The sequence below is a fragment of the Streptomyces sp. NPDC031670 genome, assembly GCF_055580545.1.
The window spans coordinates 16951-30304 of the sequence record NZ_JBVILC010000031.1; the positions used below are offsets into that span (position 1 = coordinate 16951).

At 68.2% G+C, this 13354-nt stretch carries 10 protein-coding genes and 1 pseudogene; 7 read left to right on the forward strand and 4 right to left on the reverse strand.

Features of this window, described 5'->3' with window-relative positions; translation table 11 throughout:
• The first annotated feature begins 84 nt into the window (after positions 1-84).
• Positions 85-2004, forward strand: coding sequence for a molecular chaperone HtpG (gene htpG / locus ACZ5ID_RS34285; protein ID WP_468906062.1), 1920 nt, complete (start codon positions 85-87; stop codon positions 2002-2004).
• Between the two features lie 524 nt (positions 2005-2528).
• On the opposite strand, the gene ACZ5ID_RS34290 is transcribed toward htpG, so the two are convergent.
• The 3 genes and pseudogenes from ACZ5ID_RS34290 to ACZ5ID_RS34300 form a co-directional block, all read right to left on the reverse strand.
• On the reverse strand, positions 2529-3152 hold the full coding sequence (locus tag ACZ5ID_RS34290; protein ID WP_468905975.1) for a lysozyme family protein: 624 nt from the start codon (positions 3150-3152) through the stop codon (positions 2529-2531).
• Positions 3153-3423: 271 nt separating this feature from the next.
• Positions 3424-3717 (reverse strand): annotated as a pseudogene (locus ACZ5ID_RS34295) (phosphatase); the annotation flags it as partial.
• A gap of 198 nt (positions 3718-3915) precedes the next feature.
• The gene (locus ACZ5ID_RS34300; RefSeq protein ID WP_468905978.1) at positions 3916-4545 is read right to left on the reverse strand and encodes a maleylpyruvate isomerase N-terminal domain-containing protein; all 630 of its coding nucleotides are present in this window, start codon (positions 4543-4545) and stop codon (positions 3916-3918) included.
• A 479-nt stretch (positions 4546-5024) separates the two neighbouring features.
• Here ACZ5ID_RS34300 and ACZ5ID_RS34305 point away from each other — a divergent pair, with 479 nt between their 5' ends.
• Positions 5025-7331 carry a beta-L-arabinofuranosidase domain-containing protein gene (locus tag ACZ5ID_RS34305; protein ID WP_468905980.1) on the forward strand — a complete coding sequence of 769 codons (2307 nt, stop codon included), beginning with the start codon at positions 5025-5027 and terminating at the stop codon, positions 7329-7331.
• Positions 7332-8262: 931 nt separating this feature from the next.
• On the opposite strand, the gene ACZ5ID_RS34310 is transcribed toward ACZ5ID_RS34305, so the two are convergent.
• The gene (locus ACZ5ID_RS34310) at positions 8263-8859 is read right to left on the reverse strand and encodes a TetR/AcrR family transcriptional regulator (protein ID WP_468905983.1); all 597 of its coding nucleotides are present in this window, start codon (positions 8857-8859) and stop codon (positions 8263-8265) included.
• A gap of 119 nt (positions 8860-8978) precedes the next feature.
• Here ACZ5ID_RS34310 and ACZ5ID_RS34315 point away from each other — a divergent pair, with 119 nt between their 5' ends.
• The 5 genes from ACZ5ID_RS34315 (at position 8979) to ACZ5ID_RS34335 (ending at position 13311) form a co-directional block, all read left to right on the forward strand.
• On the forward strand, positions 8979-10109 hold the full coding sequence (locus tag ACZ5ID_RS34315) for an FAD-dependent oxidoreductase (protein WP_468905985.1): 1131 nt from the start codon (positions 8979-8981) through the stop codon (positions 10107-10109).
• 285 nt (positions 10110-10394) lie between these two features.
• Positions 10395-10886 (forward strand): DUF2975 domain-containing protein, encoded by a 492-nt coding sequence (locus ACZ5ID_RS34320; protein ID WP_468905988.1) that lies wholly within the window; start codon positions 10395-10397, stop codon positions 10884-10886.
• Positions 10886-11107, forward strand: coding sequence for a helix-turn-helix domain-containing protein (locus ACZ5ID_RS34325; RefSeq protein WP_336004421.1), 222 nt, complete (start codon positions 10886-10888; stop codon positions 11105-11107). The genes ACZ5ID_RS34320 and ACZ5ID_RS34325 overlap by 1 nt, the downstream gene beginning before the upstream one ends.
• A gap of 935 nt (positions 11108-12042) precedes the next feature.
• Positions 12043-12864 carry a hypothetical protein gene (locus tag ACZ5ID_RS34330; RefSeq protein ID WP_468905992.1) on the forward strand — a complete coding sequence of 274 codons (822 nt, stop codon included), beginning with the start codon at positions 12043-12045 and terminating at the stop codon, positions 12862-12864.
• Positions 12865-13167: 303 nt separating this feature from the next.
• The gene (locus ACZ5ID_RS34335) at positions 13168-13311 is read left to right on the forward strand and encodes a hypothetical protein (protein WP_468905994.1); all 144 of its coding nucleotides are present in this window, start codon (positions 13168-13170) and stop codon (positions 13309-13311) included.
• The last annotated feature ends 43 nt before the right edge of the window (positions 13312-13354 follow it).

The window sequence follows — 13354 nt, forward strand, 5'->3', positions numbered from 1 at the left end:
CTCAGCCCAGCCCGACCGCTCACACCGTCCGTACCGTTCATGACCTTCATGACCGTCATGACGTTCACCCAGAAAGAGACCCGCATGGGCAGCAGCGCCGAGACACGGGAATTCCAGGCCGAGACACGCCAGTTGCTCCGACTGGTGATCCACTCGATCTACTCGAACAAGGACATCTTCCTGCGCGAGCTGATCTCGAACGCCTCCGACGCGCTGGACAAACTCCGGCTGGAATCGCTGACGGACTCCAGCCTCGGCGAGATCGACACCACCGACCTGCACATCTCGTTGGAGGTCGACCGGGACGCCCATACGCTGACCGTCCGTGACAACGGCATCGGCATGAGCCGGGACGATCTCGTGGAGCTGATCGGCACCATCGCCAAGTCCGGCACCGCCGAGCTGCTGGAGAAGATCAAGGAGTCCAAGGACGCCGCCACCGCCGAGAACCTGATCGGCCAGTTCGGCGTCGGGTTCTACTCGGCGTTCATGGTCGCCGACGAAGTCACCGTGCACACCCGGCGGGCCGGCACCGACTCGGGCACCCAGTGGCGGTCCAGCGGTGAGGGCGTCTACACCATCGAGGAAGTCGACGGCCTTCCGGTGGGTACCGCCGTCACCCTGCACCTCAAGCCCGCCGACAGCGAGGACGGGCTGGCCGACTACCTGTCCGAGTCGAAGATCCGTCAGATCGTCAAGCAGTACTCCGACTTCATCCGCTGGCCGATCCGTATGGCCACCGAGCGCACCGGCACCGACGGCGCGTCCTCCCGCGAAGTCGACACGCTCAACTCGATGAAGGCGCTGTGGGCCCGGTCGCGCAGCGAGGTGACCGAGGACGAGTACAACGAGTTCTACCAGCAGATCAGCCACGACTGGCTGCCCCCGGCCGAGACGATCCACATGCGCGCCGAGGGCACCTTCGAGTACGAGGCGCTGCTGTTCATCCCCTCGCAGGCGCCCTTCGACCTGTTCTCGCGCGAGACCAAGCGCGGCGTGCAGCTGTACGTCAAGCGGGTGTTCATCATGGACGACTGCGAAGCGCTCATGCCCCACTACCTGCGCTTCGTCAAGGGTGTCGTCGACGCCCACGACCTGTCCCTGAACGTTTCCCGCGAGATCCTCCAGCACGACCGCCAGATCCGCGGCGTGCGCCGACGCCTGGTCAAGAAGGTCCTCGGCGCCATCAAGACCATGCAGACCAAGGACGCCGAGCGCTACGCCAAGGTGTGGTCGCAGTTCGGCCGTGCCCTGAAGGAGGGTCTGCTGGAGGACACGGACAACACCGAGGCCCTCCTGGAGCTGGTCTCGGCCGCCTCCACCCACGACCCGGAGAAGCCCACCACACTGCGCCAGTACGTCGAGCGCATGAAGGACGGCCAGGAGACCATCTACTACCTCACCGGTGAGACCCGCGCCATGGTGGAGAACTCCCCGCACATGGAGGCCTTCACCGCCAAGGGGTACGAGGTCCTGATCCTCACCGACCCCGTCGACGAGGTCTGGGTCGACCAGGTCCGGTCCTTCGACGGCCACCCGCTCCAGTCCATCGCCAAGGGTCAGGTCGACCTCGAAGGATCCGCCGAGGACAGCCAGGAGATCGATGCCGACAAGGCCCAGCGCGAGCAGGACTTCGCCGCCCTGCTGCCGTGGCTGACCACCACCCTGTCCGAGCAGGTCAAGCAGGTCCGCCTGTCGTCACGTCTGACGACCTCGGCAGCGTGCATCGTCGGCGACGCCCACGACGTCACGCCGACCCTGGAGAAGATGTACCGGGCGATGGGACAGGAACTGCCGACCGTCAAGCGGATCCTGGAACTCAACCCCACGCATCCGCTGATCACCGCACTGCGCACGGCACACGCCGCGAACGCCGGCGACCCCAAGCTGGCGGACACCGCCGAGCTGATCTACGGCAGCGCGCTGCTCGCCGAAGGCGGCGACCTGCCCGATCCGGCCCGCTTCACCCGCCTGCTCACCGACCGCCTGACCGGCACCCTGTAAACAGGGGCGCGGCCCGGCACCACCATCACCCAGCCGCCCCCGCCCGGCCTCGCCTCTGCCCGCACCCGCACGATACGGGCAGAGGCGAGGACGCACCCAGTAGGGAGACGGGGCGGGCGTACGACAGCCCTCAGAGATCCGCCCCGGCTTGATCGTCTCGACCATGAGGACCGGGTCGAGAGGAGGAACGAGGGCTCTGGTGTCGACGGCAACGAGATCATCTGGCGCGGGACCGGTCTGCAAGGCAGTGCAAGGCAGTTACGTACTCGATGACTTCGGCGTGAGCCAGGCCTGGGACGCGCTGCCGTAGCAGGTGCATCGCGATGATCCGACCTTGTTCTTCCGCTGCTCGGCGGACTTCTTCGTGCAGGTCGTCGACGGCCGTGCGTACGGACATCTTCCCGGATGCGCCGGCGGTAGTCGGCCTCCCCTCGCCGGTGACGTGAGAGACCGGACCGATCCGGTGGAGACCGCCGTCGATACGGTGCTCCAGTCGGCCCGGCCCCTGCGATCGCGGCCCCCAACTACCCTTCCCCTGACGCCTCTTCTTCGAATCTCCTCAGCGTGGCAGCGGCTCGGCCCTGGTAGGTGCGGTACCGGCGCAGATAGGACCGGGCCATTGGGCCGGGAGGCACGCCCCGGGCGAAGGCACGCATATTACGTTCGCCCGCGTTGTAGCCGAGGGCGAGGAGCTCGTCGCGGGTGTAGCGGCGCGCGTGCCGTGCGGGCAGGCACGCGTCGAGGTCGCTCAGGTGCAGGGCAGCCGCGCGGATGGCGAAGGCGGGGTCGTCGCGCAGATCCTGCCATCGCTGCGCCAGGCCGTGCGCGCGGCGCACCGCCTCGAAGGTGGCGTTGTGCATGTTGGCCACCCCGAAGGACGCGCCCGGCTTCCACCACTGCCACAGCCGTTCCCACAGCGGGTGGTGCGGCTTGTACGCCTCGTTGTACAGCACTGTCATGACCAGCAGGGGCGACACCCGCGCCTCGGCGGCGCCGCGCACCACGCATTCCACGTAGTCGGCGGGATCGTAGGCCGCGGGCCGCAGCGGAGGCGTGGACGCGGTCTCGGACGGGGCGGACGGCACCGGCGCGCCGTCGGGCCGAGGTGATGCGGGTGCGCCGCCGGGCCGGCGTGGGGTCGCGGGCACGCGGCCGTCTCCTGCCGGTCGTGACTGTCGCTCCGGCGACGACAGCTCGGCCATCGTGGGCCTCCTTTCCCTGCGGCCGTCCGCAGGACAGATCATCCACCGCGTCGGAGCCCGCATGCCCCGGCACAGTGACCCCAATCGCGGCCGAACGGCGCAAAGGCCCCGCCTGTCAGCCGCCGCCCGGCGGGCGACGCGCGGCCGGGCCCCGGAGTGACCCGCGCTGTCGGCACCTCGGGCCGTGGTCCGGTCCGCGCTGGATGCGTGCAGATCAGCCACGCACCCGGTGCTCACAGTTCGACGTCACCAGCGCCAGGTCCCGGGCTGCAATCCGGTGAACAGGTCCGGGGCACCGTCGAAAGCCGCATAATCCCCGGTACGGACGTCTCATCCTCCAACTCGTGCAATCCGGCAAGGCACTGGTGCGGATCCTGGTTCGATGCACCCTGCGCGAAGGTCTCCATCAGCCGGGTCCGTAGCGCAGTGCGGTACACCTCATCGCGGTCCAGCCCATACGTCGCGCCCAGGTTCGCCCGGCCAGGCGCTGATTGTTCACGGCATCGATCAACGTGCGACGTGGTGCTGGCCGGCGGCAGCGAGTCGGGCCGCTCGCGGATGACCGCCACCTGCTTCAGCCGGATACGGGCGCTGTCCCGCCGCCGGGACCCCCCGGAGCTGGCCAGCCGCCCAGGGGGCGTTCGCCGGGGGTGATCCCGTACGCGTTCGGGAACGCTTCGTCAGCTTTCGACCCGTTCCGTGGCGTGTATCAGAGCGCCGAGATGGAAGCCGGTGCGCGTTCGCTGCGGCTCAGTGCGCGCAGGACGTTGGTGGCGCCGTGCCGGCGTAGGGCGATCCGTGACAGCAAGTCCACGACGGTCTCGACGGCAGGGGCCGGGAACTGTGGGGTCGGCAGCCCGACGCTGTGCGCAAGGTCGTCGCAGTGAACAGCAAGCTCCAGCATACGGCTGGCGATGAAGTCGTCGAGACTGATCGACCAGGGCCCCCACGTGGGCCGACGTACCAGGCGATCCGGCGCGTTGGGCAGGATGCCGCGCAGTTCCTCGACGCATGCGGCGACTCGCGCGGCCAGTGCGCCCGGGCCGTCGGCCGCCTCTTCCCCGCCGCCTGATCGAATGGCCTGGTTGAACGGAGTGTCAAGGTCCGAGCCGATCCAGCTGACTCGCGCGTAGTACTCGTGGACAGAGATGGCGGGCTCGGTCGGTACCGGCTCTGCCAGCACCGTAGGGATGAAGAAGACCTGCCCGGCCAGGTGGCCCGCCAGCCCCTGGACGCTGAGCTTCGCCAGTGCGGAGGGCTGGTGCCAGCCGTCGGCCACCTCCGGTGCGGCCAACAGCTTCGCCGCTGTGTCCCCCACACTCAGGTAAAGCTCCCTCACCTGTGTCACCTTGCTGTCCCCTGTCGCCGTCGGTGGGTGTCTGCCCCGGTCAACCTCGCGGCAAGGCCGATGCATTCCCGGCGAGACGGCCGTTGATGCGGCGCGGGTGCATCACGGGGGTGGCGGACTACCGGCGCGGGATCCTGCGGCGCGTGTGGGGGTAGTGCCTGTTTATTCGAAATCCCGGACAGCATACGGAGCTTAGGTGCCAAATATTGTCACGGGCGTTGACTTCCGCACTGTGCCCCCCTTACGTTCGGCGCCATTACGTCCGACACTTCGATAGCCGTTCGATATATCGGACCTCCCGGACGCAACATGCCCATGACTCCAGCGCCTCGACGTCGGCAGCTCCAACCAGCGAGGGACGTTCCAGCGCGCCCCCGGCTAGCCCCTGCGGCTCGGGGGCCATCTCGACCACCGCGCCCCGGCGCCGCAACGACCGAACAAAGCACTCTCTCGTCATCGAAAGGTGCACGATGTCGTCCATAGTCAGCAGACGGAGACTTCTGCAAATAGCCGGGGCTGCCGCTGCGGCCTCTGCCGAGGGGTTCGTCATCGGCAGTTCTCCCGCCCGAGCCGCGATCCCCTCCACGCGGGCCGCCACCGGAGTCTTGGCACGGCCCTTCGCACTTGGCCAAGTCCGGCTCACCGCAAGCCGGTGGCTGGACAACCAGAACCGTACAGGGAACTATCTCCGGTTCGTCGATGTCGACCGCCTGTTGTACAACTTCCGCGCCAACCACAGGCTGTCCACCGGCGGAGCAGCCCCCACGGGCGGTTGGGACGCGCCGACGTTCCCCTTCCGCACCCACGTCCAAGGGCACTTCCTCACCGCGTGGGCGCAGCTGTATGCCGTGACCGGGGACACGGTCTGCCGCGACAAGGCGACGTACATGGTCGCGGAGCTGGCCAAGTGCCAGGCCAACAACAGCGCCGCCGGCTTCAACCCCGGATACCTCTCCGGTTACCCCGAGTCCGACTTCACCGCCCTCGAGCAGCGGACCCTGACCAACGGCAACGTGCCGTACTACACCGTCCACAAGACCCTCGCCGGACTCCTCGACGTATGGCGCCATATCGGCAGTACGCAGGCCAGGGACGTGCTGCTCGCCCTGGCGGTATGGGTCGACCGGCGCACCAGCAGGCTGAGCAGCCAGCAGATGCAGGCCATGCTGGAGACCGAGTTCGGTGGCATGAACGCCGTGCTGACCGATCTCTCTTCGGAGACCGGTGACGCGCGGTGGCTCGCCGTCGCCCAGCGGTTCGACCACGCCGCGGTGTTCGACCCTCTCACGGCCGGCCAGGACAAGCTCAACGGGCTGCACGCCAACACCCAGGTACCCAAGTGGATAGGCGCCGCGCGGGAGTTCAAGGCCACCGGCACGGCCCGCTACCGGGACATCGCCACCAACGCCTGGGACATCTGTGTCGGCTCGCACACCTACGCCATTGGCGGCAACAGTCAGGCGGAGCACTTCCGCGCACCGAACGCCATCGCCGGATACCTGAACAAGGACACGTGCGAGAGCTGCAACACCGTCAACATGCTCACCCTCACCCGGGAACTCTTCGAACTGGACCCCAACCGGACCGCGCTGTTCGACTATTACGAGCGGGCATGGCTCAACCAGATGATCGGCCAGCAGAACCCGGCCGACGACCACGGCCACGTCACGTACTTCACCCCGCTCAGTCCCGGAAGCCGACGCGGCGTCGGGCCGGCCTGGGGCGGGGGCACATGGAGCACCGACTACGGGACCTTCTGGTGCTGCCAGGGCACGGGCCTGGAGATGCACACCCGGCTGATGGACTCCATCTACTTCCACCGTGACAACACGCTGATCGTGAACCTGTTCGTGCCCTCGGTACTCACCTGGACAGAACGTGGAATCACCCTCACCCAGACCACCTCGTACCCGGCCAATGACACCACGACCCTGCAGGTCACCGGTAACGCCGGCGGAACCTGGGCGATGTGCATCCGCATCCCGAGCTGGACGAGCGGCGCCACCGTCAGCGTCAACGGTGTCGCGCAACCCCTCACCGCCACCCCCGGCAGCTACGCCACCCTGAGCCGCTCGTGGGCCTCCGGCGACACCGTCACCGTCCGCCTGCCCATGCGGATCACCATGCGGGCGGCCAACGACGCCCCCAACGTCGCGGCGATCACGTACGGCCCGGTCGTCCTGTCCGGCAACTACGGCGACTCGGCCCTGAGCGCTCTGCCCTCCCTGACCACTTCCTCCATCAGACGGACCAGCAGCAGTTCGCTCGCCTTCACCGCCACCGCCGACGGATCCACCGTCAGCCTGGGCCCGTTCCACGACGCGCACGGGCACAACTACGCCGTCTACTGGAACACCGGCGCCACCGTACGGCTCGCCAACGCGGGCAGCGCTCTGGTCCTTGGCATCCAGAACATGTCGACGGCCGACGGCGGCCGCGCGCTGCAGTGGCATGACTCGGGCACGGCCGACCACGACTGGGAGATGGTCGCTGACGGAAGCGCGGTCCGCTTCCGCAACGCCCACAGCGGCAAGGTGCTCGGCGTCCTGAACATGTCCACGGACGACGGCGCGACGGTCCTGCAGTGGTCGGACAACGGCACCGCCGACCACCGGTGGACGCTGCTCGACCAGGGGGACGGGACCTACAAGATCCGCAACGTGCACAGCGGCAAGTTACTCGCCCTCGCGGACAACTCCACCGCTGTGGGCGCGTTCGCCGTGCAGGCCCCGGACGACGGCACGACCGACAACCGGTGGCGCATCGTGCGCAGCTAAGGACCGCACAGCTCCACCCGCGCACCCGCATGCCCCGTGCAGAACCAAGGAGTTGCGCATGTCCCGACCTCTCTCCCGGCTGGCGGCGGTCATCGTCGGTGAACTCCTTGATCGGCACGAAGGGGGTGCGTGAGCCCGCACTGGTGCGCTCACCCGACGGGAGCAAGTACCGGATCATCGCGACCGACCCGTGCATCCGCTGCGGGCAGCGGCGACGCCTCCTTCCGTGTGCCGAGCTGACGCGAGACCGGCAGGTGATGCGTACCCGAGCTCCGCCCCAGACCCATGACCTGAATAGTCGCGGGCCACGGAACTGTGGCTCCGGCCGGTGCGGGTCAAGGCCTGAACGGCCTCGAACAGCCTGCAGGCATGGCGTGCTGCCCGACTGTCTTCCGCGGTGCTCCTGGCGGTCTCCCCTGCCGGTGCGGGATCGTTCTCGCCGGCCGGGGAGGAGGGCTGCGGGCAGGCAGCCGGCGTGGGCGGAAGCGATGTCCTGGACGCGGCGGGAGAGGCCCTGCCAGAGATGGGAAGGGTCGCTGACCTGCACCAATCCTGCGGGACACGGGGGGTGCAGCCCGGCCGGCCCACAGCCGAGGGCCCGCAGACGCCGCCAGCCAGCCGTGAAGGCGACGATGCCCGCGCGGGCGGCACGTCGCAGGTCGTCGCCCTGCTCCAGCGGCAGTGTGGCTCCGGCGGGGCGACGGCGTGCAGCGCCGCGAAGGCGGTGGGGACACGGTCGTTGGTAAAAGGCGCCAGAGCGCGGTGCAAGGTCATGCGGGACAGGCCGGTGCGGCCCGACAGCTCCCGCAGGGACGGCGAGCGGAGGGCCTGGTACAGATCCAGGAGAGCGTTATGGTGGTCCGGTTCGATGTAGCGGCCTGCGTCCGGGTGACGGGCGCTCGCATTCCCGTCGCGTTCCCAGCAGGGGGCGTCAGTGCGGCTCCACAGGACCCAGCGCGCTTTCCAGCGTGGCCCGGATCGCCGGAGTGAGCGTCTGGGCGATCTGATCCGGCGTCAGCGCCGCCACGACGGGAAGCTTCAGCAGATACCGGGTCACCGCGAGGCCGAGGAGCTGAGCTGCCACCAGGCCGCCGGCGCGGAGCGCGGCGTCCGGGCCGAGAGCGGCTGCCAGGGCCGGTCCGACCTGCGAGGCGAAGATGTCGTGCAGGCGCTCGGCGGCCCGTTCATTGGTCACGGCCGAGCGGAGCAGCACCAGGAGGGCGTCGTCGGACGGGTCACCCTCCCACCGTTGAAGGAAGTGCCGCACCATCACCCCCGCAAGTGCTCCCGGCTCGGCCTCGGCCAGGGCGGGCAACCGCAGGTCGATCGTCAGCGCGGCGTCGAAGAGCTGCTCCTTGCTGCCGAAGTAGCGCATCACCATCGACGGGTCGATCCCGGCGTCGGCGGCGACCGCGCGGATGGTGGTGCGCTCGTAGCCCTGGCCGGCGAAGCGCTCCCGCGCGGCGCGGAGGATGGCGGCCCGGGTGATTTCGGAGGACCGCCGTGCGGGCGGTGCGCTGTTCGTCATGTCAACGATCGTAGGCCCACGTTCGTAGGCCAACAACCGTTGACATGACTGGGCCTCAGGAACATGATGCTCGGCAGGAGTTGGCCAACAGCCGTTGGCATACGAGAAGGGGATCCCCCATGACCGGTACCGCACTCCCCGCCACCACGCACGTCGCCATCGTCGGCGCCGGGCCGACCGGCCTGGCACTCGCCGTCACCCTGGCCCAGTCCGGTATCGACTTCGTCCTCCTGGACCGCCTCGCCGAGGGCGCCAACACCTCCCGCGCCGGCGTGGTGCACGCCCGGACCCTGGAGGTCCTGCAGGAACTCGGGGCCGCCGACGCGCTGATCGCCCGGGGACTGCGGCTGAACCGCTTCGCCGTCCGCGACGGCGACCGCCGCCTGCTCACCATCCCCTTCGACGACCTCCCTACCCGCTACCCCTACACCCTGCTGGCACCGCAGTACGAGACCGAGGCCGTCCTGCTGGCCCGGCTGCGTGAGCTCGGGGGCGATGTCCACCGCCCCTACCAGGTCAGCACCGTCGAGCAGGACACGGACGGCGTCACCCTCACCACACACACCGGCGCGCGACTCCGGGCCGCGTACGCGGTCGGCGCGGACGGCATGCACAGTGTGGTCCGCGACGCGGCGGACATCGGCTTCACCGGCAGCGCCTACGCCCAGTCCTTCGTCCTCGCGGACGTCACCATGAAGTGGGCACCGGGCCCCGAAGAAGTCGCTCTCACCTTCGGCGCCGCCGGGATATTCGTCGTCGCCCCGCTGCCGGGCGAGCGCTACCGGGTGGTCGCCACCGTCGACGAGGCACCGGCCGAGCCCAACCTCCCCTTCGTCCAGCGGCTGCTCGACGAGCGCGCCCCCGGTCAGGCCCACGTGACGAGCCTGGTGTGGTCATCGCGCTTCCGGGTCCACCACCGCGTCGCCGACCACTACCGGGCCGGGCGCCTCTTCCTCGCGGGCGACGCCGCCCACGTCCACAGCCCCGCCGGCGGCCAGGGCATGAACACCGGCATCCAAGACGCCCACTCCCTCGGCCGCGCCTTCGCCACCAGCACACTGGACGAGTACGAGGCACGCCGACGCCCAGTCGCCCAGCAGGTGGTCACCTTCACCGACCGGATGACCCGGATCTCCACCGTCACCGGGCCGCTGCGCGCGCTGCGCAACACCGTTCTGCCCGTGCTCGGCCGCATCCCCGCCTTCCGCCGCAACCTGGCCACCAATCTCGCCGAGCTCAACTACCGCTGAACGCCGCGACAGACACCGCGCCCGGGGCAGCCACACTGTCGCCCCGGACACGGCCTTGGCTGCGAAGCAGAGTCGAGGGACCGCTGGTCCTACACGGACGGGGCCGTGAGCCCCGGATCACCGAGCAAGAGCACTCCCGCATCATTGCGCTGACCAAGACGCTTCCGTCGAGGGGTCGACGCCATCCCGCCATGGGGCGAACCGCCGCCCGCCCTCCGACCCAACCCTTGCTTCACCTATCGATAGTCGATAGATTTCCATCGCAAAACGATGGAAGGATGGGTCATGGGAAAGCTGACCGTACGTGCGCTGCGCGCGGTGCTCGTGGTGGCGCTCACCGGCACCCTGTTCGCACAGACAGCGATGGTGTGGGCGCTGGTCAGCGGGAACGACCCGGAGGACGGGTCGCTCCCGCTGACCCCGCTGCGCGTGATCACAATCCTGGGCATCGGGACGGCCCAGGTCGCCCTGGTCGGTGTATGGCGACTGGTCACGATGGTGCGACGCGGAACCGTGTTCTCCCACGCCGCCTTCCGGTACGTGGACGTCATCATCGGCGCGATCGTCGCGGCTGCTCTCGTGTGGTTCACGATCACGGCCCTGAACGCGCCCGGCCAGCGGGACGACCCGGGCGTCACCCTCATCATGGGCGGGATTGGACTGGCCATCCTGGGAGTCGCGCTCATCGTGCTCGTGCTGCGGATGCTGCTTGCCCAGGCCGTCGCCCGCGACGCCGAAGCGGCCCAGATGCAGGCCGAGTTGGACGAGGTGATCTGATGCCGATCGCTGTCGACATCGACGTGATGCTGGCCAGACGGAAGATGTCTGTGGGCGAACTCGCGGACCGGGTCGGGATCACGCCCGCCAACCTGGCGGTGCTCAAGAACGGCCGGGCCAAGGCAGTGCGCTTCGCCACGCTCGCCGCGCTCTGCGAGGTGCTCGACTGCCAGCCAGGCGACCTGCTGCGCTGGGAGGCCGAAGACGCCGCGGGCGAATGAGCCGTGCCTGTCGACGCGTCACCGCTCGATCCCGCTTGCCCTTGATGAACTCCGCGAGCATCCCGAGACCGTGCCTGAAGAGATCCGGCGTACGGCCCGATCCGCTAACCCCGAAGCGGTAGATACCGGCGGAGGCGACAGCGCGGCCGCTGCTGGACCGTATCGACGCGACGCGTTGGACCGGGTGGTGAGCCGCTGGCTGCCCGACCGACGCGCCGGGGCCGACGGCCAGCTGCACGCAGTGGCAGTCGACGCCAAGGCCCTTTACGGAGCGGCCAGGGTCACAGGCCGCAAGAGCCATCTACTCGCCGCCTGCGACCACCTCTCCGGCCTGGTCCAAGTCCGTCTACGCGGCCACCAGCCTCACTGCGGAACGGGCCACACCCGCCGAGCGCTGGCCTACACGATCCAGGGCGTACGGAAACTGCTGGCGCGTAACGGCTGGTCCTGGCGGGGGGCGGCTATGTTTTGCCGTCCAAAACCAGTGAAGGTGCACACCCGCTCTCCCAACACGCACACCAACCCGCAGCACAGAGAGCATCCGAGAACGCAAGCACGCACTGCCTCAATCCCGGCGCCTACTGCTCACCTGAACCAAACAAACAAAGCTCAACGAACAAAACTCAAGGCCGCCCAGCACCACTGAAATGGAGTCACCGGAGGGCCGGAGCTGACCATCGGTTGTCCGCGGACAAGTCCTCTTGTCCGCCCGCAGGTGAGCGCTGACCTGCGTTGTTGCCGTATGAGTAGTGCGGACAACGGTGCCTGTGGCGATGTTGGGTGTCGTCAGTCAGAAACAGCTGCGAACGTGCCGGGAATGCTTTGCCTGGCGGCATTGACGGGGAGGGACGACGTATGAGGCCTGTCCGCCACAGCTTGCAAACAGGTTCGCTATCCACCGTGTTGGCGGTACTTACCGGGAGGTGCTGCTAGTCGTGGTTTTTGTGGAAAAACTGTTGCCGACGCTGAACAGCGTGGAGTGGGTGGACTCCTACACCGACCCCATCGCACGCCTCGAGCGCAGTCGGGCCGAACAGCCCCCGACCTACGATCTCGCCTGGCTCGCCGCCATCGGGTCCCGACACCAGGCCGTTGCGGACTTGGCCGCCGGTGTCGGCCGGTCGGTCATCGGGTTGAGAGCCGGCGGATGTTCCGTCATCGCCGTCGACTTCGCGGCCGAGGCTGCCGCGCTCCTCGATGACGTCGCTCGCGAGCATCCCGCCGGCGCCGTCACGGTGGTCCAGGCCGAGGTGCCTTCGCAGGCGATGGTGGACGTGATGGCGTCGGCCGGGGTGACCGCGGCGGTGATTGCGGACTGCTCGATCGACGTCGTGGTGGGCGATGACCACCTGGCGGCTCTCTTCAGCGCCCTCGCGGGAATCCACAGCCTGCGCAATGTGTACATCTCGTGCTTCAGCGATCGGAGCATCGAGATCCTCGCTGGTTATGACGGGGTTGCTTACCAAGTCGTCGATGACAACGGCACAGCCAGGCCCTATCTCACAGAGTTCAGCCCACAGGGTCCCGAACGGCCTCGGCTGCTTCGCCGTCTCATCTGCGTGCTGAGGCCCGACAGTTCTGGCCGTGAGGTCAGTGCCGTCGCCGCCAAGTCGACCCATCGGCTGTGGAGTGTGGAGGAGTTGACCAAGGCGGCCGCAGAACATGGCTTCGTATCGGCGCGGGCTGAGTCAGTGCCGCTGAATCCTGATGATCCGGATGGACTTGATGCCGTGTTCATCGACTTCGAGAGGTCGTAGCCGTGACCGCTGCCACGAGTAGGAGTGCGCTAGCTGGTTCCAATCTTCATCTGCGCCGGATCCCGGGCACTGGCCATTGGTGGTTGGCCACGGTTACGCCGCCCAGCATCCGCCGAGTACCCGCGAGCGTCGCGTCCGTGGTGTGGCTGGCTCACTGCCATGGCGTATCGGCAGCGCGCAAGCACATCGAGGCGACGAGTCCCGCCGCGCTCCGAGCGTTCGACGAGGTCATCGCTCAGTTCGAGCCCCTAGACATGCTCAATCCGAGCAGTAGCCCTACGGAAGAGTGAAGGAGGTGTAAAAATGCGCACTTTCGATACTGCCGCGTTCGGCGACCTCGACAAGCTGCTCGCCGAGCTGCCGACCGAAGCGGAACACGCTGAGCTCCTGGTCCAGGAACTCGGTATCGAACTGCAAGCACAGTCGCAATATCCGACACCGGACTAAACGACTGCAGCGGTGAGGTGTGGCGGCCTAATTCCGCCACACC

What these genes read in the sequence shown, in the direction of transcription:
- htpG (WP_468906062.1), top strand. Translation starts at nt 85, where the DNA reads ATGGGCAGCAGCGCCGAGACACGGGAATTCCAGGCCGAGACACGCCAG.
- ACZ5ID_RS34305 (WP_468905980.1), top strand. Translation starts at nt 5,025, where the DNA reads ATGTCGTCCATAGTCAGCAGACGGAGACTTCTGCAAATAGCCGGGGCT.
- ACZ5ID_RS34310 (WP_468905983.1), bottom strand. Translation starts at nt 8,859, where the DNA reads ATGACGAACAGCGCACCGCCCGCACGGCGGTCCTCCGAAATCACCCGG.
- ACZ5ID_RS34315 (WP_468905985.1), top strand. Translation starts at nt 8,979, where the DNA reads ATGACCGGTACCGCACTCCCCGCCACCACGCACGTCGCCATCGTCGGC.
- ACZ5ID_RS34320 (WP_468905988.1), top strand. Translation starts at nt 10,395, where the DNA reads ATGGGAAAGCTGACCGTACGTGCGCTGCGCGCGGTGCTCGTGGTGGCG.
- ACZ5ID_RS34325 (WP_336004421.1), top strand. Translation starts at nt 10,886, where the DNA reads ATGCCGATCGCTGTCGACATCGACGTGATGCTGGCCAGACGGAAGATG.
- ACZ5ID_RS34335 (WP_468905994.1), top strand. Translation starts at nt 13,168, where the DNA reads ATGCGCACTTTCGATACTGCCGCGTTCGGCGACCTCGACAAGCTGCTC.